The following is a 19,445-nucleotide window of genomic DNA, read 5'->3' on the forward strand; positions in this document are numbered from 1 at the left end:
GATCACTCCCCCTGCCGCGGCTGGACGGCCAAGCCCCGGGTGAACCCGGCGTGGGGCGCGATCGCGATCCGCAAGCCGTTGGCCGCTTCCTGGGGCGGTGCGACGTAGACCGAACCCTCGCCCCAGAAAAGAGCCTTGGCCAGCCAGGCGCGCAGCCGATCCTGACCGTCCACGTACCAGATCAAACCCTGTTTGGTCAAAGCGCCTTCGGGTACCAACAACACGTTTTCCAGTGATTTGCCGGTGATCTCGGCCCGAACGAAGGTCCCGGGCAACAACGGCGGCGATTGAGCGAGCGGGCGTTCCACCCGCAGGTACAGCGTGCGCAAACGCGTGGCGCTTCCCAACCGACGACTGTCGCGCACGGCCGAGGCGCGCCACCGCAGATCTCGCTCCGGGTCGACCAGTTCGATGGTGGCCGACTCGAGCGGCCGCGGCAACAGTGACCATTGTTCCGCATCCAGTTGAACCGCAACCTCGGCCGCGTCCAACCCGACGAGGTGGGCGACCTCGTCACCGGCGAACAGCGAGGCGCCGGGATTGACGAACCGTTCGACGATCAACCCGTCGTAGGGCGCGAGGATGGTGGTCTGTTCCAACTGGGTGCGGGCGTGCTCGACGGCCGACTCGGCCGAGGCGACCTCGGCCCTGGCCGCTTCCACCTGGGGCACCCGCAACACCAGGTCCGATTCGGGTTCGCCCTCGATACCCGATCGCTTCCAGTTCGCGCGGGCCTCGGACGCCTCGCGCTCCTCGCGCAAGAGCTGGACCCGCGCCATGGCCAGGCGACCGCGCGCCTCGTTCAATTGCTGGCGGTAGGCGCTGTCCTCCAGTTGCACCAGAGCCTCGCCCTGGCGAACCTCGTTTCCTGGCAGTAGTTTGGACGAAAGTTCGATCACCCGACCGTTCACCTGGCTCTTCAGCGCGGTCTGCCACAGGGGCGTGACTTCACCCAACGCCGTGATCAGTGCCGGATGCCGGTTCGGCGATACGGTCCGAACGGTGACCGGCATGCCGGTGCCCGCCCGATCGGTGCGTTCGTCGGGCGCGGCCTTCTCGCCTTCCTGGAACACGAACCCGAGCACCAAGAGGGATATCAGGGCGGAGCCCAAAAAAACCAGCCATGTCTTCTTTTTATTGCGCGGCTTGTGGGGCGCGGGTTGCTTCAGCGTATCATTCACGGTGTCACTCCTACCCAAGGTCGTGTTTCGGTGCCCAGACCAGCGGCCAGGGCCAGGTCGATTCGGTTGACCAGACGCGTGGCCTGCAGGTTCTCCCACTGCAAACGCACGCTGATTTCCTGCTCCCGAGCGATCAGCAGGCTTTGCAGGCTGTCCAAGCCCTCGCGATACCTTTTCTCGAAAAAGGCACTGCTGCGATGTGCCTCGCCGAGCGCCGTATCCAGCGATTCGATTTGGGCGGTCAAGGTCCGCTCGCGGTCCAAGGCGTTCTCGACTTCCTCGAGCGCGCGCAGCACGTGCTCGTAGAGATCCATCAGGGCCGCGTCGGCGAGGTTGGCTTCCGCTCGGGCGTTCAGGGCCAGGGCGCCACCGTCGAACAACGGTTGGAACAACGAGCCCAACAGGTTCCAACCCGTGGAGGCCGAACCGAGGCCGTCCAGCCGGGCTGCCTCGCGAAACACCTGACCCGACAGCCGCAATTGCGGGTAACGGGCCTTGTCGGCCGCCGAGGCGGTGGCGCGCGCCGACGCCAATCGAGCCAACGCGGCACGGATGTCGGGCCGGTGAAGCAGGACCGTCGCGGGAACATCCAAACCGGTGGCGCCGATCTCGGGGAGTTCGGTGGCGCCGGGGATCTCGGTTCGGGGCACACGACCCAGCAACACCTCCAAGCGACGTTCGCTTTGGCGCACCGCGTTCTGTTGCGCATCCCGGTCCGATTGGGCCAATGCCGTCTGGGTCTTGGCCGTGGCCAACTCGTCGTAACTGGCGAGTCCGTTGCGGTAGCGCGCCCGCCACATGTCCTCGACCTCCGCGAGCAGGGCCAGGCGACGTTCCTGAACCGCGACGGCGCGACGCTCGGCAACCACGGTCACCCAGGCTTGAATGATGCGCGCGGCAAGGGCGTCGCGAAGGGCGAGCCAATCCGCTTCCTGAGCCTGGTAACCGGTGTCGGCGGCCCGACGTTCATCGGCGAGTCGGCCCCACAGATCCAGTTCCCAGGAGAACGAAAGCGCGGGGCGCAAGGAGTTGGCGGTGCGGGTGCCGCCCGTCTCCGGATCGAGGCTTCGATTGTCGCGGGTCGCCTCGAAGCCTGCGTCGACACGCGGCAGGTGGCGGGCACGGGTGACTCGGGCCAGCAACCCAGAGGCCTCCAACCGCAGCGCGGTGGCCGCGAGATTGGGATTGTTGGCCAGTGCCTCTTCGACCAGGGCAGCGAGTCTCTCGTCATCGATCAGATCGAGCAAGGCGTCGCTGACCGGCAAATCGCCGGCGGGTTCGCGCCAGGTTTGGGGCAATTCGGTGCGCACCTCGGGGGGAAGTTCCAGATCTGCTTCCCTATGGGCGGCACAGCCACACACCGCCAGGGCGAGCGCCAGGCCGGTGAACCTTCCCAGGTGGCGGGTGGTCCATCGAAGGAAGGATTCCAATATCGCCATGCTCAGGCCTCCAGCGAGGGATTGGCGGCGGCCAGAACCAGGGTGGTGATGTGCTTGGCCAGCTTGTCTTTTTTCGCGAAGGCTTGGTTGAAGCCGGGCAGCGTGGCCTCGGTCAGGTGCCCGTAGAGGCCGAAGGTTTCCAGGAGCGCGACCATGGTGAAGACGGCGAAACCGACGTATTCACTGCCTACCGGCTGATCGGTGGCGGCGGCCACGATTTCCGAAGCGAAGGCCGCATCCGGCCTGTAGTACCGCTCGACCACTTCGTCGAAGGCTTCGCTGCCTTCCCAGGCGGCCCGGTTCAGCAGGGCGTTCTGCCAGGTGTCCACGGCATCGTCGCGATACTCGCGCAGGCTTTCCTTGATCATGATGAACAGGGCCTGACGGGGCTTCAGCCGTCTCAGGTCGCGTTGATCGGATTCCGAAATGGAGGCGCCCTCGGCGGCAAAGGCGAGGACCTCGCGGTACAACATGTCTTTCGATTGGAAATGGTAGTTCAGGGCGCTGAGGTGGGTGTCCGCGTGCTTCGCGATGTCGCGGACGGTGACGCCCTTGAAGCCGCGTTCGGCAAACAAGCGACCGGCGGCGTCGATGATTTTGGCGCGGGTCAGTTCCGATTTCTTGGCGGGGACCATGGGAGCTCCTTCTCGAGGGTAGGGGCGTCGAGGCATCTCGAACGCTTGTTTCGAACATTTGTACGAAACACTTGTTCGAAACCCTGAGCATTTTTTTCAAAAAACCGCACAAAATCCACAAACCGCTTCATTTAAAACCGTTATGAATGCAGCAATGGGCCCGAGCTTCATCGAAAATGCTGTTCCGGTCGAGCTCGATCGCGGCCCGCCAGTATGATGCGGGTCATATCGATGGTGCGGACGGAACCGATAAAGTCGGCTCGTTGGACCTCGAACCAGGGGAAATGGTGCTCGTTTGGTAACACATCTCCTTCCGCGGCCGTGGTACTTTCGCCAAAACTGCCGGGTAGGATCTCGACGTAAGGGACGGGAGGTCGAACATGGAATCGGATACGGCTTCGTCGGCGCAGCCGAAAGTCATCACCATCATCGGTGGCGCCGGCGGCATGGGGCGCTTGTTTCGTCGCGAATTGGAAGCGGCGGGTCACGAGGTACGGGTGCTGGACAAGGACGATTGGCACCGCTGGGAACCGTTGCTGGCCGACGTGGATCTGGTGCTCTTGAGCGTGCCGATCGAACACGTGATGGAAGGTATCGAACAGCTTGCGGGAAAACTGGGGCGAGACCAGTTACTGGCGGATGTCACCAGTATCAAGGTCAAGCCGATTCGCAAGATGCGGGAGGTCCACGCGGGCCCCGTCCTGGGCCTGCACCCCATGTTCGGGCCCACCACCAAACGGTTGCAGGGCCAATTGATCGTCGATTGCGGCGGGCGCCGGCCGCACGCCTTCGCGTGGTTCCTGGAGACCCTGCGCGGCTTGGGCGCCAAGATGATCAAGGCCAGCGCCGACGAGCACGACCGCATGATGGCCTTCGTCCAGGTGGCTCGACACTTCGCATCGTTCGCCTACGGCGTGCACCTGTTCGAGGAAAACGCCGACCTGGACCGCATGATGGCCTTCAGCTCGCCGATCTACCGGCTTGAAATGGGCATGGTCGGACGGTTGTTCGCCCAGGATCCGCACCTGTACGCCGAAATCATTTTCTCCTCCGAGGTGGGGAAACAGCAGCTCCGTCACTACCACAACCACTTGGGTGAAATGGTCGAATTGGTGGAGCGGGGCGACAAGGACGCCTTCATCGATTATTTCAAGAACGTGTCGGCGTGGTACGGCGAGCTGGGCCGGCAGTTTCTGGACGAAAGCAGTTACATCATCGACAAGCTGACGGAATACACGCGTGAGCCCGCTGCGGAGGAGGTTTCTTCGTAGCCGCAGGGCAATTCATTTGTCAGTTTTTTACCACAAAGTCGTTGCCCAGGCCGGGGGCCGGATTGCCGGACCACCGGGTTTCAGGTGGGTAACTAATCGAAGCGAATCGTTTGGGAGTTCCCGCATTTGTGAGAGGGGCGTCGTTGCAGTAAGTGCCGGGCCCACCCAGGGCGCCGGGCCGACATTTTTCGACGAACTCCCCGCACATCCGCCTTTTTAGGTTTTTATCTTTATCTTCGAACTTTACAGAGTTTGTTACATATAGATTCCACGGAGATCACAGAGATAGAATAGTATGTCGAAGATGACCTTGCCTCCCTGGATAGGATACAACGTGCAGGTGTTACTGGGAGGTCTGCAGAGAATGTGGACGGAACTTTTACCAGCCTGATTGCGCTTGATACGCGTTGGAATCCACCTTGGCACGCACCAAAAATCCTATTCCTAATGACACTGGCACCACATCAATGAATCAAAGAAAAAATATAGCCGTCCAAAAACCAAAAGCACGAGCTCCCGGGATGATTTCCAGTACCGATGCGGGAGAAGGCCCAGAGCCAAACCAAGGCACAAACACCTAAATTCGAAATGTTTACAACAAGCCCTGTTTGACTCCGCGGCCTCCGCGACCTCCGTGGTAAAAAGCCGAAGTCACCGTTGCTCGGGATGGGAACGGTACTCCGAGGACTCAGGAACCCTTGCCGGACTTGATGAACTTGAGCGTCATGCGGTCGCTCTCTCCGATCGCGATCCACTTGGCTGGGTCGGCGTTCTCACCTTCGTGATAAAGGGTGGGCGGCAGGGTCCAAACGCCGTAGGGGTGATCCTTGGTGTCCTTGGGGTTCGCGTTGATTTCGGACTTGGCCACGAGCTTGAAACCGGCCTTCTCGGCCAAGGCGACGACCACGTCTTCGGTGAGGTAGCCCCGTTCGCCCAGGGGGCCCGTTACGGTTTCGGCGGAATCCCGGTGCTGGACCACGCCAAGAATTCCGCCCGGCTTGAGCAGGTCGTGGAACATCTTGAACATGCCGTCCGGATTGCGGTCGTGGGTGATGAAGTTGTGAACGTTGCGGAAGGTCAGGACCATGTCCGCCGAACCGGGCTCGATCCCTTCCGCCTTGGCGTTCCGGATCTCGGCCGTGCGGACCTTGCTGTAGATGGGATTGGAAGCCAGTTTTTTGTCGAACACCTCGTGGCCGTTCTGGATGTGCTCGTTTTGGGAATCTCGGGGATGGCCCATGGCCACATAGGTCCCCTTTTCCTGGAGGTAGGGCGCGAGCACTTCCGTGTACCAGGCCTTGTTGCCAGGATGGATCTCGACGACCTTCATGTCCGCCTCGATCCCGAAGAATTGGAGGGTTTCCACTGGATGACGGGCGCCGTTGCGCGCCTTGTGTTCCTCGGATCGATGAGCGCCGTTGGCGATGTCCGCGAGGGACCCACCTCCGAATGCCGACACCGCGGCTGCGACACTCAGTGAGAGGGTGAGCAAGATCTTGGTTCCGTTTTTCAACATGTTCCTTCCTTGAATTGGGCTGGTGAGCGAGTTTGGGAATGCTCGCGAACGAAGGAAAAGGTACAGGATTCTTCGGTCAAATCGGTGGAGCGCGGGTCAAACGATGACAAAGAGTTGTCAAGATTTGTAAAGAAGGAGGATGATTGGGTGACGGCCCGCTGTCAGGGTCGATGGCAAGGTGAAGGATATGGCGACGCTGGCGAATCGAATAAAAAAGATGGCTGACCGGCAATCCCCCAGAACGGTGGTGTGGTTGGCTACCGGCCTCTTTTGCCTGCCCCTGGCGGTCCTTCTCCTCATGCAGTACCGCTGGTTGACGCACATGGAAACGGTCAACCGGGAAGCGGAGCGGGCCAACATGAGTCACTACCTGGACATCGTCGCGGAGAAAACAGAAAACCACTACCGGCTCTTGGCAGCGGGCTTGGTACAGGTTCCCGCCGATTTATTGACCGGCGACTTGGCGCCCATCCTCCTCCATTACCGAAGCATCCCGCGCGAAAAGCTGGCGCCGGTCAGCTACCTGTTCCACATGAGTTTCGTGGGAGACCGCGACCGGGAGACCTACCTGTTCGACCCCCAGACCGGAGACTGGGCGGCTCAGGTGCCCGACAGCTACTACAAAAAGGTGAACCTGGCGGGAATTCACTGGTGGGCCTGGCATCAGAAGAAGCTGGATGGGGCACCGGAAGGCCTGGTGACCAGCCACTATCTTCCCAATCAGCCGATCATCATGCACCTGATCCCCGACGAGAACGGCGAGGTGATCGGCCTGGCGGGCATGGTGCTGGACGACGATTATTTCGGCCGCTTCCTGGCCGACATCGTGCCCGACACCCTGAACGCGACCTTCCCCGGACGCGGTATGCGGGCGGAGGTCCTCGACGGCACGGATGTACGGCGGCTGGAGACGGAAACGATCGGAGCGATCGAGTCGGAAGACAAGGTGGTGAGGCCTTTTTCCTGGGTGTTTCAGGACTGGCGCGTGGCCATTCACCGAAACGGTGGGCGAACTTCAGGCCTGGCAGAGACCACCGTCATGGCCAACGGATTGGTTTCGTTGGCATTGGCCATCATTCTGGCCCTGGGCGTGTTGTTCAGTATGAGAACGGCGGTCAACTACCGGCAACTATCCGATATGAAATCCGATTTCGTCTCCAACGTATCCCACGAGTTGCGCACCCCCATCGCGTCGATCCGGGTGTTCAGTGAACTGATGCGCGATGGAAAAATTGGCTCGATGGAGAAGGTCGTGGAGTACGGCACCGTCATCGAACAGGAAACGCGTCGATTGGGTGGTCTCATCGAAAACATTCTCGACTTTTCAAAGATCGAATCGGGCCAGAAGCAGTACGTCCTGGAGGAAACGGACCTGGTCGGCCTGGCGGAGGCGATCGTACAGGGCTTCGAGCAACGGCCGGATTTGGCTGGTATCCGCTTCGCACGAACTTTTCCCGAACAGGTGCCGGCACTTCCCCTGGACCGGGGCGCGATCGGCCAGGCATTGTTCAACCTTCTGGATAACGCGATAAAATACGGACCGGCAACCCAAACCATCGAGGTCGGGGTACGGCTCGAGGAGACTCGGGCCTCCGTGTGGGTCAAGGACCAGTCCGGCGGTATTCCCGTTCACGAGCGGGAACGGGTTTTCGATCGATTTCACCGGGTGCATACCGGCGCCGTCCACCAGGTACGCGGGAGTGGATTGGGGCTGGCCATCACCAAGCACATCGCCGAGGGCCACGGTGGTAGGATTGCACTGACGTGTGAAGAAGGTGTGGGCAGTTGTTTTGAGATCTACCTGCCCTTCGGGGGGAAAGAGCGTGGGTGCAGAGCCGAAAAAACGGGTGCTGTTGGTTGAAGACGATCCGGCCTTGATCCTGGGGTTGAAGGACGGCCTGGCTTTCGAGGGGTTTGAAGTTTTGCACGCACCCGACGGCGAAACGGGATTGGCCATGGCGCGCACCGGGAACCCGGACCTGGTGGTGCTCGACATCATGCTGCCCCGAAAGAGTGGCCTCGACGTGTGCCAGGCCCTGCGTGCCGAGGGCAACACCGTACCCATCATCATGCTGTCCGCCCGCGGCACGGAGATCGACCGCGTCCTGGGCTTGAAGATCGGGGCCGACGACTACGTGACCAAACCCTTCAGCATGGCCGAGTTGGTGGCGCGCATGGAAGCGATTTGGCGTCGCAACGGGTTCCTGAACCAACATCCGGATCGACAGGAACGCCTGCATTTCGGCGATGTCGAGGTGGATTTCGAGGACCATTCCGCCTGGAAATCGGGTCAGCCATTGGCCCTGACGCCGCGCGAGTTCCTGATTCTCGCCCATTTCGCCAAAAACCTGGGCAAGGTCATTTCCCGCAGGGAATTTTTGCAGGAGGTCTGGGAGTACGAGGGCGCCGCCGTGACCCGGACGGTCGACACCCATATGGCCAACCTGCGCAAAAAGATCGAACCCAACCCCGAAAAACCAAACCACCTGATCACGGTTCACCGGTTGGGCTACAAGTTCAAGCTTTAGGATTGGCTTGCGGCAACCGCCTAAAAAATTTCCATTGGTTGCCCGTCGGCGATTTCCGAGCGGTCGCGCCGGCCTGACATGTGTTTTTCGGAATGCTCGCCATTTAAAATGAGGCGGTACCGCCCGATGTGAGCGCCGCTACGCAGAACCCCGGTGGGAGGCAAACATTGAACGACCCTGAATGGCCAAAGGTGAAAGCGTTACTGGACAGGGTTCTGAACCTCGATCCCGACGAGCGTGAAGCCATCCTCGACGATCCCGATTTGGCTCCCGAGGTGGTTGCCGAAGTTCGCGCGCTGCTCGACGTGCCCGACGACGAGCTGGATCGGTTCGAAGAGCCGATCGCCTCGTTCGCCCAGCGAGCGAGCCTACTCTCCCCGGGCAACGAATTGGGTCCCTACCGCATCGAGCGCGAGCTGGGGAGCGGTGGCATGGGAACCGTATTTCTGGCAACCCGCAACGACGGCGAGTTCGCCAGGGAGGTGGCGATCAAGGTGTTGCGGCCCAGCCTGGCCTCCGACGTGGTCGTGCGCCGCTTCCGAAACGAGCGCCAGATCCTGGCGGACCTCGATCATCCGCATATCGCCGCCTTCTACGAGGGCGGGACGACGCCGATGGGCCTTCCTTACCTGGTGATGGAGTACATCGAGGGTCTTCCGCTGCACCGTTTCTGCGACGTCAAGCAACTCGAATTGAACGAGGTTCTCAGCCTCTTCATTGGCATTTGCGAAGCGGTCCATTTCGCCCACAGCCACCTCGTGGTTCACCGCGATATCAAGCCCGGCAATATTCTGGTCACCGCACAAGGCATTCCCAAACTGCTCGATTTCGGCATCGCCCTGCTTCAAGACCGCGAGGCCGGGCAAACGCTGACCCGCACGGGACAAGGCATGCCCCTGACTCCTGGCTACGCGGCTCCGGAGCAATACCGCAGGGGTGGCCTGACCACCGCCTGTGACATCTATTCGCTGGGCGTGGTGCTCTACCAGATCCTGACCGGATCGATGCCCGATACCGGTTGGTCCGAAACCTCATTCGAAACCTATCACATGCCGGATCGACCCAGTAAAACGCTGGACCACAACCAACAGCACGAGGACCTGGTCAAATCTTGGGCCCCACGCGACCTGGTCAACGAGCTGGACTACATCGTCCTCAAAGCCCTGCGCGAGCATGCACAGGACCGCTACCCATCGGTTCAACAACTGGCCGAGGACCTTCGCCGCACCTTGGAAGGGAAACCGGTCGCCGCCCGCACCAGCACCTTGCTCTACCGCAGCCGTCTCCTGATGCGGCGGCACCGGAAAAGCGTGCTGACCGCCGCCCTGATGCTCGTATTGGTCGTCGGCTCGGCGGTGGGGCTCGCCATTCAAAACCGCCAGATCCGCATGGCAAGGGATCGCTCCGAAGCGATCCGAACCTTTATGGAAGGCATTTTTTCCGCCGAACACCGCGACAAAGACGAAGCGGTCATCGATGCCGAGACCCTGCTCGATCGCGCTTCCCTTTCCCTGATGCAGCGATCCGACCTGGATCCGACGACCAAGGCCGCCATGTTGGAGAGTGTCGCCAAGGGTTATTTTGGATTGGGGCTCCAGGAGTCGGGCGAAATGGTGCTGGTGCAGGCCCTTCGCATTACGGTGCGGGCCGACAAGGGGCCCGATGCCTTGGCCCGTTCGATCCGGAGAGCGGCCGAACTCGCGGGTACCACGCCTCATAGCGTGCAACAGTGGCTCGACAACCTCCCCGATCCGCGGGCTTTGGATGGGTCTCCCGGAGAGGCACCCTCCCTCGAACCCATCTACGATTTAATTGATTTGGCGATCGGCCAGTACGCCGATGGTGACGTCGACAAGGCAATCCGCACCCTGCACCGCATCGCCGTCGACCCGGCCACCGCCGACAAGCGCACGCGCGTCGCCTATCGGGGGGCTTTGCGGCAACTCGCATCCATCTACAAACACCGCGGCGATTTGGATTTCCATGCAGAGACCCTGGAACGCTTATTGGAACTGGATGGCTTGATTCACAATATGTTGACGCACCAGTCCTTCAAGGATCTATTCAACACTTACAGGCGAATGGGTCGGTTTGCCACCGCCCTGAAAACCATCGAAACGTGGTTGCCGCGAGTCGAACCGAAAGAGCGCATCGTGATGAAGTTGCAAGGAGTGGTGTTCCTCCTCGATCAGGGTGATCTCGCTGGTGCGGAAGACGTCCTTTCGGATTTGGCCGCCTCCGATCCCATGGTTCGGCATCCGCATATCCGACGCGAATTTCTGGCTTTGAAGGGCGAACTCCACCAACGAAGGGGTGAACACACGCTCGCGATCGAGCAATTCGAGACGTTGCACAAACTTGGCGTGCCGCCGAACAAAACCTGCTATTGTCTGCTTTTTCCCACCTGCTTCAGGGGAATGTTCGGCATGACGAAGTACCAGCTTCTGGAAAGCTACCTGGCCTCGGGAGACCTGGCATCGGCGAGGCGACTCTATTGGGAAGGCTCGGGTTCGCCGGATCGCAGTTCGAGAGAAATGATCCGTGGGCTCTATGATTATGGCCGGGAGTTGGCGGAGTTGCAAAGATGGTCGTCGTCCCAAATGCTCTATCACTGCGCCCTGTTGGCGCACGAACTGGAGGATACGGATGACGACCTCTCCCATGCGATGTATCTGGGTACTTGGGGATTGAGTCTGCGACGGCGACACCAGTTTCAGGTAGCCATCGATCCACTCTCGCGGTCCCTGGCGATTTTCGACGGATTGTCCGACCGTAGCGCGGTAGTAGAACGCGCCCGGAAAGACGTGAGAATCGGGTTGGCCTGGGCATGGACCGAAAGGGGTGAATTCGAAGATGCCCATCGGCTCTTGGAGGACATTTTCGATTCGGGAAAACTCACGACCCATCAATTAGTGGATAGTCAGTACCTATTCAGCCTTTTCGATTTGGAGCGGGGTCGTTATGACCAGGCCGGGTTTATGTTGAGGAATGCGATCAAGTATCAGCAGGAAAGGCGGGATGCCGGCAAAGCGACGGGTGACAACCTTTGGCGCATGCGTCGGGCCTACGTGGGCATGCTCGAAAAGACGGGCCAGTTCGACAGGGCCCGGACCTTCCTTCGGCGGATGGGTGGGTTCCCCGGCCCTCCCAAAGCGGGCCCTTCCAGCCGTTGACGCACTTGACGATCCATTTCCATCTCACAAGGAAACCGAGTTTGGAACAATGATGCGCCCGCCCTTCCGGCAACACACTACAATAGGAGAAGGACCGTGATTCCTGGCAGGGCGCCGTTTTGGCCCAGATTGCCGCGAGAGGTGAAAGGCATGACCCACGAACAACCCGGTGACGAAGCCATTACGCGGCTGTTGGCGGCTTGGCGGGATGGGGACCGCGACGCCTTTTCCCGTGCCATGCCCCACCTTTTCGACCACCTTCACCGCATGGCCCAGCGCCTGTTTCTGGCCGAGAAGAAGGACCACACGCTGCAGCCCACGGCGCTGATCAACGAGGCCTACCTTCGCCTTCAGGCCACTCGCGACATGACCTTTCAAAACCGGACCCACTTCGTCCAATTTGCGGGACAAATCATGCGCCGGATCCTGATCGACCACGCGCGCGCCAAGCTCACCGACAAGCGGGGCAAGGGGGAGACGCCCGTCCCCATCGAAGCGGCGCCCCCGGTTCCGGAGATCACCCGCCTCGACCCTGCCACCTGCTTGGCGATCGAGCAGGCCCTGGCCCAGCTCGAGGACGTCGATCCGAACCAGGTCCGCCTCATCGAAATGCGTTTTTTCCTGGGGATGAACCTGGACGAGATCGCGGAGATGCGCGGCGTTTCCAAATCGACACTGAGCCGCGAGTGGCAGATCGCGCGCCGTTGGCTGGCGCGCCATCTCGCTTCTTCCGAGGGTACCTGAGCCAAGGGCTTACGAGCACGGGTACGAGCACGGGACAGTCACGATTCGCCTTTGACCCATGCCAAATCGGGGTGCCCAATCCGGGACACCCACGAGATCCGCGATCGAAGCACCCACCATTCGCCTGCGAGGATGATGGGTGTCCTCATTCCTCGAGCGCGATGCCGGTCCCTTCGGAGATGCCGAAGGCCTGGAACACCTTGGCCCGCAGCTCGGGTGAACCTTCGAGGCGGAGGCCCTGCGCTTCCAGCCGTTCGAGTGGGACGCCCCGATGGAAGAGTGCCGCCACCGACGGCAGAGTCCCCACGAGAACGAGGTCGGGTTCCCAATAAGTGCCGGACCGCACGGTCAGGTCCCCATCTTTGGCGTGTACCTGGTGCAGGCTGTCTTCGGCTCGGATCTCCAGGGTCCAGGCGCCGACGGTTCCGGTGAAACGGCGGTGCAGGGCGACCAGTGCCCAGCCCACGTCGGTACGGTCCTCGGGGCCCGGCGCATCCATCAGGGGCCAACCCCAGCGGCCCAGAGCCATCAAGACGTCTTTCAGTTCGGCGCCGCGCGGCGTGAGTTCGTAGACCATGCTGCCCGCGGGCGGCGGCAGGCGGGTTCTTCGAATCAGGCCGGAGGCCGCCATGTCCTTCAAACGCTTGGCGAGGAGATTCGTCGTAATGCCAGGCAAACCGGTCATCAGGTCTTTGAACCGACGCGGACCGAGAAAAAGGTCGCGCACGATCAATAGCGTCCAACGCTCCCCCACCACATCCAGGGCCCGCGCGATGCCGCAAAACTGAGCATAGGTCCTTTTGTTGGCAGGCATCGCCACCTCACTTTAAAAATGAATACCGTGCGCTCTCCATTAAAACACCAAACGGGCATCGAGCGTCCAGGCCGTTCAGAACCGCACCCGTTGACGAGCAATGGACATTTTACTTTATTTTTTAATAGTAACTAGTCACAATTAATAAACAGGAGGATGTTATGGCCGATCACGCGAGCGAGCTCTTTTTGGGAACCACCGTTTTGTTTGTCTCGATTGTCGCCGTTGTCGCGATTCTGTTCGTCCTGGCGTTCGGAAGTCACCAGACTCGGCCCTGGTGGCGCCGTCCCCAGACCTGGGCTCTGTGCCTTTGGCTTTTGGCCGGCGGCGCATTGGGAGCCAGTGGTCTGGTCGGCCGCTTCGAGACGGGTCTGCCCTCGTTGCCCCTGGTTCTCGCGGGCAGTTCACTGGCGACCGCCTGCTTGGTGTTCTCTCCGTGGGGCGCCAGATTGCTGCATCTGGTCCCTTGGGTCGTGGGCCTTCAGGCCTTTCGGGTTCCCGTGGAAATCGTGCTCTATCTCCTCCACCTGGATGGCCGGATTCCGGTTCAAATGACCTTCGAGGGTTACAACTTCGACGTCCTCAGTGGCCTGTTCGCACTGGGGTTGTTCCTGAAGTATCGCACCGGACCGATGCCCAAGGCCGCGCTCTGGCTCTGGAACCTGGTCGGGTTGGCGCTGCTGGTCAATATCGTCACGATCGCGGTGCTTTCGGCGCCGCTGCCGATCCGCATGTTTCACAACGAACCGGCCAATACCCTGGTCGCCTTCTTCCCCTATATCTGGTTACCGACTTTCCTGGTTCAGGCCGCCTTCGGGGGCCACCTGTTGGTGTTCCGCTATTTGTTGGGTCGCCACCCGTCGTGAAGGTTTCATGCCCGATCCCCCATTGAACCCGCGACCACCATTCGAAATAAAACTTTTTTAAAACATGACACTTACATAGAAATCCAATTGCACATCGGGTCACTTCCGGCTCCCGAGCGGCGACTGGGAAAAATCCTTGCCTTTCGAATCCCACCCCCGTATTCTGGTTGACGGAGACTGTTTGTCACCGTCACATACAGAGGAAGGTTGGCGTCGATCGCCCCTTGTGGTGTCCATCTTTAGGGAAGAAAATCGGGACGCCACATGGCTTCTTGCAGGCCACTGATTTTCCAGCGCGCTGCATACCCTAAAAATTCCACCGGACAGTGGTCGGGTATGTGTCGCAGTGCCTTCCACCGCGTTTGTTGCCCGACCCCTGTCGGACCAGGGGTATTCGGATGCACTTAGAGACCTTTCAACTGGAACGACGTCAATCACTTTGGGAAAACCGCGTCGCCTACAACCTGACGGAAACGGGCATTCATCCCTTCCGATTGAGAGAACTCCTGAACGAATCGGAATGTGCGGAGCTGCTCGACCTTCATCAGGGCTATGGCCAAACCAACGGCTCCATTCCCCTGCGGGAGTCCATCAGTCGTCTGTACCCGGACTGCCATCGAGACCGGGTGCTGGTGACCAACGGGTCCATCGAAGCCAATTTCGTGGCGATCTGGAGCTTGCTGGAGCCAGGCGACGAGCTGGTGTTGATGCTGCCCAACTACATGCAGATCTGGGGCTTGGCTCGGTCGCTCGGCGTCGAAGTGAAACCCTTCTACCTGAAGGAATCACTGGGTTGGCAACCGGACCTGGACGAGCTGGCCCGCATGATCACACCGAAAACGAAGATGATCGCGGTCTGCAACCCCAACAACCCCACGGGTTCGGTGCTCAGCCAGGAAGCACGGGAGAGGCTCGTGACCCTGGCCGACTCGGTGGGCGCCTGGCTGTACGCGGACGAAATCTATCGCGGCGCGGAGCTCGAGGGACCCGAAACACCGTCCATTTTCGGCACCTACGAGAAGGCCATGGTGTGCGGTGGCCTTTCGAAGGCCTATGCCTTGCCGGGGCTGCGCATCGGTTGGCTGGTGGGACCACAGCCTCAGATCGAGGCCGCCTGGGCCTGCCGCGACTACACCACCATCGCCACCACTGCGGTGAGCAACTATGTGGCGAATCTCGCCTTGGAACCCGCACGCCGTGACCGGATCCTGACCCGCAATCGCCGGATGCTGGTAGAGAACCTGGACCACCTGCAGCGCTGGGCGGAGGCCCAAAACGGCCTGTTCCGGTTCCGGCCACCCAGCGCCGGCGGCATGGCGTTTCTCCATTACGACCTCGCCATCAACTCGACGGACCTAGTGGAACGGGTCAAGCGAGAGACCAGCACCCTGATCGTGGCCGGCGATTGTTTCGGCATGGACCACTGGGTGAGGATCGGGATCGGCTCCGAACCGGATTACCTGCTCGAAGGTTTGGACCGCTTCGAACGGGTTCTGGCCTCCCTGAAAGAGGAGGTCCCCTGATGCACGTCTACCAACGGGACCAGATCGAGGCGGCCTTGTCGGGAGCCGATGTCGTTGCCGCAATCGAGGCCGGCTTCCGCGCCATGTCGCGTGGCGAAGCCGTCATACCACCGGTGGGCGAAATGGTGTTCGATCGTCCACCGGGCGAAGTCCACATCAAGTATGGCTACCTGCGTGGGGACGACTTCTACCTGGTGAAGGTCGCCTCGGGTTTTTATGAAAACCCACAGCGGGGCTTGCCCTCGAGTTCGGGTCTGATGCTGCTGTTTCGGCGCGAAACCGGTCAGTTGGCGGCGGTGCTGAACGACGAGGGATTCCTGACCGACCTACGAACCGCAGCGGCCGGCGCGGTCGCGGCCAAACTGCTGGCTCCCAAGCGAGTGGATCGCATTGGCGTGCTCGGCACGGGAACCCAGGCCCGCTTGCAATTGCGAATGCTGGCGGAAGTGACGACCTGCCGCGAGGTGCTGGTGTGGGGTCGCGATCCGGCCAAGGCGGCCGCCTATCGGCACGACCTGGAGCCGATGGGCTTTCGGGTCGAGATCGCGGATACGACCGCGGAAGTCGCGACCCAATCCGATCTGATCGTCACCACCACCCCCTCCCACGCACCCCTGATCTATGCGGATCAGCTCAAGCCCGGCACCCACATCACCGCCGTCGGCGCGGATACGCCCGGAAAACGGGAACTCGCCCCCGAAGTCCTGGCCCGGGCCGACCTCGTCGCAGGAGATCGCCTTTCCCAGTGCATCACGCGTGGCGAGATCGCCCACGGTTTGCGAACCGGTTGCGTGTGCCTGGATGATTGTGTCGAACTGGGCGATCTGCTGTTGGGATCCCAACCGGGACGACCCTCGCCTCGAGCGATTACGGTGGCAGATTTGACCGGCGTCGCCGTTCAGGACATCCAAATCGCGAAGCTCGCCTACCGAAGGTTGCGCGAACGCGAAGGGGTGCGTCATGACTGAGACCCGCTTGGACCTGGTGGGGGACATCCTCGCCGCCGAACGTCGCATCGGCCCCCATATTCGCGAAACGGCGCTGGAATACGCACCGTTTCTGAGCCGAACGACGGGCGCCGAGATTTACCTCAAGCTCGAGAATCAACAGGTCAGCGGTTCCTTCAAATACCGGGGGGTGGCCAATTTCCTGCTCTCTCTGCGCGAGAAGGATCGGCGCCGCGGAGTGGTCTGTGCCTCCACGGGAAACCACGGTGCCGCCCTGGCCCGCTTTCTGGAAACTTTCGGCGAGCGGGGTACGGTTTTTCTACCGCAGAACACGGAACCCTCCAAGGTCGACGAACTCCGCGAACAGGGCATGGACCTGCATATCGGTGGCGACAACGTGACCGAGGCCGAATCCGAGGCCCGACAATACGCACGCCGTCATCATCGGACCTACGTCCCGCCCTATAACGACCCCCGGATCATTGCCGGCCAGGGAACCATCGGGCCGGAACTGGAGCGGCAGGCAGGCACCTTCGATGTCGTGCTGGCACCGGTTGGCGGCGGCGGCCTGATTTCGGGTTTGGCGGCGTACCTCAAGCCACACCACAACTTGTCAGTCATCGGATGCCAGCCCAAGCACTCCGCCGCCATGGCGGCCTCCATCGAAGCCGGCAGGCTCGTGGACGTCGACCACGAACCGACCCTTTCCGATGGAACCGCGGGCGGTATCGAATCGGGATCCGTGACCTTCGATCTGTGCCGCAGGTACGTGGACGACTTCATTTTGGTCAGTGAGACCGAGATCGGGCGCGCGATGTTCCTGCTCTTGAAGCACCATCAGTTGCTGGTCGAAGGCGCGGCCGCGCTGTCGGTAGCGGCACTCCTCCAACAGAAGTCGCGCTTCTTCGGGCAAAAACTGATCTTGATCGTCAGCGGAAAGCGAATCGGCTTGACGACCCTGGATTCGGTTCTCCAAATCCCCGGCCCGACCTGTGCCTGACCCAAGGAACCCGGAGCCAGGTTCGGAATCGAGCGCCGTGGTGAAAAAAGGCTCTTTCCCATTTCCTGGCTCCCCTTCCTTCCGGAATCCCACATTCCATGACGAGACGGCGAGCGGCCGGCCGCCCGAACACGGCAGCCGGTCAGGACTCGGTATCGTGCACCAACATCCATTGAATTTGGTAACGATCGCACAACATGCCGAAATTGCCTTCCAGCGGCATGATCACATTGCCGCCTTCGACCAGCTTCTCGAACGCCGAAACCTGTCGCTCTTTTTCCGCGAAGGTCACGAACAGGGCGAAGTTCGTGCCGTGGACCAATTCCTGGTTCGGCATATTGTCGGAAGCGCGAAAACGGACCTCACCTACGCGGAACTCGGAATGAAACACGCGATGACTCCAAGCATTGTCCACCTTCAGCGGAGATTCGCCAACGGTCTGCAAAAAGGCAATTTCTCCGCCCAAGCAGTCACAATAGAAGGTCAGGGCCTCCTTGCAGGTTCCCGGAAAAATCAAATAGGGCATCAACTGGTTCGCCATTCCATACCTCTCGATTCAGGATGATCTGGATGCGCCGAAACGCCGCATCGACATCCAGCCTACCCGTCCGTCACCGAGAAAAATTGTACAAATTCGAAATCCGATGCGTCGGCCCGAACTTTTGGGCGAAAAAGGTCCGGGGCGGGCAGTGGGCCAGCTTCTTGAAGTGGCGAATGAAATGGGATTGGTCGTAAAACCCGGCGATCTGACCGAGCGTGGTCAGGTCCACCTCCGGGCGATAGGCGGCGAGCACGTACTGAAACCGAGCGATGCCTGCAAAGGCCTTGGGTGAGAGACCCACGTGCTGGCCGAACAACTGCTCGATCCGCTTTTGACTGAGGCCCAGTTCTCCGGCGGCATCCCGCAGCGAGAGGGTTCCACGATGGGTGATGATTTGCCCCAACAGGTACTGAATGCGCCGGTCGATGACCAGTCGCGAACGGGTGAACGCATTCAGAAAAAACCGATCGAGCACTTGTTTGATTCGAGCCGGCTGCGCACTCGAGTCCAGTTGCTCCAGAGTCTCCCGAAAGCATCGGCCAAACACCGCTTCGGCCTCCAGGACCGGGGACACCCCTACCTCGGTGCCCATGAGTTTGTAAAGCGCCAGGGGATGGAGCCGCGCCAAGGCCGTGTGAATCCGGCCCAGGGGTCTGATGGAAAGCGGTCGGGGGCTCATGGTCATGATGTTGCTGTCGATGGCCCCGGCAGGGGCGCCACCGGAGGCGTTCTTGATCCATCGATCACCCAGGTTGAACTCGATCATGGGATAACCCAGGGGATACATGCTGGCCTGGCCGACGGTTGGATCGGCCTGGCCTCGCAACACCCAGTAGGAATCCACCAGGTCGGCCAGGCGGGGGTGCGGCATCAACATGACCGAGGAAAACGAGTTTTCGTGAGAATCCATACCTTTGACATCCGCGGCCTTGGCCGGCCTGCTCTGCGAGGTGTTCAAAAAGAGCCTCCTCCGTTTGGTCGATCACCGGGCAAGGCACCAGAACCCGTTTCGGTGCCCGTTGCAATGCGATGGTTTTCAAATCGGGAACTGATCCATAGTGTAAGGGTTTTTTCACGCGGTTCGAACCCGACTTTCCAGGAAGCGATCAAACGACCCGGCGTCGGGTGGGCAGCAGGTCAAAACGTTGGCGGAGTGAGCCAAGATGCAAATTTGCTTGGGGTTTGACACAAAAATGATAATGCTATATCGTTTTCATGAAACGGCTCTTCCATTTTGGGACCTGGCCATCCGCTCCATGGTCCAGGT

16 protein-coding genes are annotated in these 19,445 nt (G+C 60.7%); 9 read left to right on the forward strand and 7 right to left on the reverse strand.

The features are described 5' to 3' along the window. Positions 1-2: 2 nt before the first annotated feature. From J3U87_RS34135 to J3U87_RS34145, 3 genes are read right to left on the reverse strand one after another with little or no spacing between them, the layout of a single operon-like run. Positions 3-1,181: an efflux RND transporter periplasmic adaptor subunit gene (locus tag J3U87_RS34135; RefSeq protein WP_237380549.1), complete on the reverse strand. Its 1,179-nt coding sequence runs from the start codon at positions 1,179-1,181 to the stop codon at positions 3-5. After that, positions 1,178-2,620, reverse strand: coding sequence for an efflux transporter outer membrane subunit (locus tag J3U87_RS34140; RefSeq protein ID WP_237380550.1), 1,443 nt, complete (start codon positions 2,618-2,620; stop codon positions 1,178-1,180). Before J3U87_RS34140 ends, J3U87_RS34135 begins: the two co-directional genes overlap by 4 nt. A gap of 2 nt (positions 2,621-2,622) precedes the next feature. Then, positions 2,623-3,255, reverse strand: a complete 633-nt coding sequence (locus tag J3U87_RS34145; RefSeq protein ID WP_237380553.1) for a TetR/AcrR family transcriptional regulator — start codon at positions 3,253-3,255, stop codon at positions 2,623-2,625. Positions 3,256-3,635: 380 nt separating this feature from the next. On the opposite strand from J3U87_RS34145, the gene tyrA reads away from it, so the two are divergent. Then, positions 3,636-4,526: a bifunctional chorismate mutase/prephenate dehydrogenase gene (gene tyrA / locus J3U87_RS34150; RefSeq protein WP_237380554.1), complete on the forward strand. Its 891-nt coding sequence runs from the start codon at positions 3,636-3,638 to the stop codon at positions 4,524-4,526. Positions 4,527-5,214: 688 nt separating this feature from the next. Here tyrA and J3U87_RS34155 read toward each other — a convergent pair. Continuing rightward, entirely contained in the window at positions 5,215-6,042 is an 828-nt protein-coding gene (locus J3U87_RS34155; protein WP_237380556.1) for a class I SAM-dependent methyltransferase, read from the reverse strand. A gap of 253 nt (positions 6,043-6,295) precedes the next feature. Between J3U87_RS34155 and J3U87_RS34160 the strand changes: the two genes are divergently transcribed. The 4 genes from J3U87_RS34160 to J3U87_RS34175 all read left to right on the forward strand — a co-directional run bounded on the left by J3U87_RS34160 (position 6,296) and on the right by J3U87_RS34175 (position 12,487). After that, entirely contained in the window at positions 6,296-7,903 is a 1,608-nt protein-coding gene (locus J3U87_RS34160; protein WP_237380558.1) for a sensor histidine kinase, read from the forward strand. Then, positions 7,866-8,570: a response regulator transcription factor gene (locus J3U87_RS34165; RefSeq protein ID WP_237380560.1), complete on the forward strand. Its 705-nt coding sequence runs from the start codon at positions 7,866-7,868 to the stop codon at positions 8,568-8,570. The genes J3U87_RS34160 and J3U87_RS34165 overlap by 38 nt, the downstream gene beginning before the upstream one ends. Before the next feature lie 167 nt (positions 8,571-8,737). Further along, positions 8,738-11,743, forward strand: coding sequence for a serine/threonine-protein kinase (locus tag J3U87_RS34170; RefSeq protein WP_237380562.1), 3,006 nt, complete (start codon positions 8,738-8,740; stop codon positions 11,741-11,743). 150 nt (positions 11,744-11,893) lie between these two features. Beyond that, complete coding sequence (locus J3U87_RS34175) at positions 11,894-12,487, forward strand: ECF-type sigma factor (RefSeq protein WP_237380564.1); 594 nt, start codon at positions 11,894-11,896, stop codon at positions 12,485-12,487. 145 nt (positions 12,488-12,632) lie between these two features. Here the strand turns inward: J3U87_RS34175 and J3U87_RS34180 are convergent, their stop codons facing one another. Then, positions 12,633-13,301 (reverse strand): winged helix-turn-helix transcriptional regulator, encoded by a 669-nt coding sequence (locus J3U87_RS34180; protein WP_237380566.1) that lies wholly within the window; start codon positions 13,299-13,301, stop codon positions 12,633-12,635. Positions 13,302-13,462: 161 nt separating this feature from the next. Between J3U87_RS34180 and J3U87_RS34185 the strand changes: the two genes are divergently transcribed. The 4 genes from J3U87_RS34185 to J3U87_RS34200 all read left to right on the forward strand — a co-directional run bounded on the left by J3U87_RS34185 (position 13,463) and on the right by J3U87_RS34200 (position 17,637). Next, positions 13,463-14,167, forward strand: a complete 705-nt coding sequence (locus J3U87_RS34185; RefSeq protein ID WP_237380568.1) for a hypothetical protein — start codon at positions 13,463-13,465, stop codon at positions 14,165-14,167. A 398-nt stretch (positions 14,168-14,565) separates the two neighbouring features. Next, entirely contained in the window at positions 14,566-15,690 is a 1,125-nt protein-coding gene (locus J3U87_RS34190; protein WP_237380570.1) for an aminotransferase class I/II-fold pyridoxal phosphate-dependent enzyme, read from the forward strand. Next, entirely contained in the window at positions 15,690-16,658 is a 969-nt protein-coding gene (locus tag J3U87_RS34195) for a Rossmann-fold NAD(P)-binding domain-containing protein (protein WP_237380572.1), read from the forward strand. The genes J3U87_RS34190 and J3U87_RS34195 overlap by 1 nt, the downstream gene beginning before the upstream one ends. Next, on the forward strand, positions 16,651-17,637 hold the full coding sequence (locus J3U87_RS34200) for a threonine/serine dehydratase (protein ID WP_237380574.1): 987 nt from the start codon (positions 16,651-16,653) through the stop codon (positions 17,635-17,637). The genes J3U87_RS34195 and J3U87_RS34200 overlap by 8 nt, the downstream gene beginning before the upstream one ends. A 142-nt stretch (positions 17,638-17,779) precedes the next feature. On the opposite strand, the gene J3U87_RS34205 is transcribed toward J3U87_RS34200, so the two are convergent. Beyond that, entirely contained in the window at positions 17,780-18,178 is a 399-nt protein-coding gene (locus J3U87_RS34205; RefSeq protein WP_237380576.1) for a VOC family protein, read from the reverse strand. 70 nt (positions 18,179-18,248) lie between these two features. Next, on the reverse strand, positions 18,249-19,136 hold the full coding sequence (locus J3U87_RS34210) for an AraC family transcriptional regulator (protein ID WP_237380577.1): 888 nt from the start codon (positions 19,134-19,136) through the stop codon (positions 18,249-18,251). Between the last annotated feature and the right edge of the window lie 309 nt (positions 19,137-19,445).

It is taken from the genome of Sulfidibacter corallicola, assembly GCF_017498545.1.
Taxonomy (GTDB): Bacteria; Acidobacteriota; Holophagae; order Acanthopleuribacterales; family Acanthopleuribacteraceae; genus Sulfidibacter; species Sulfidibacter corallicola.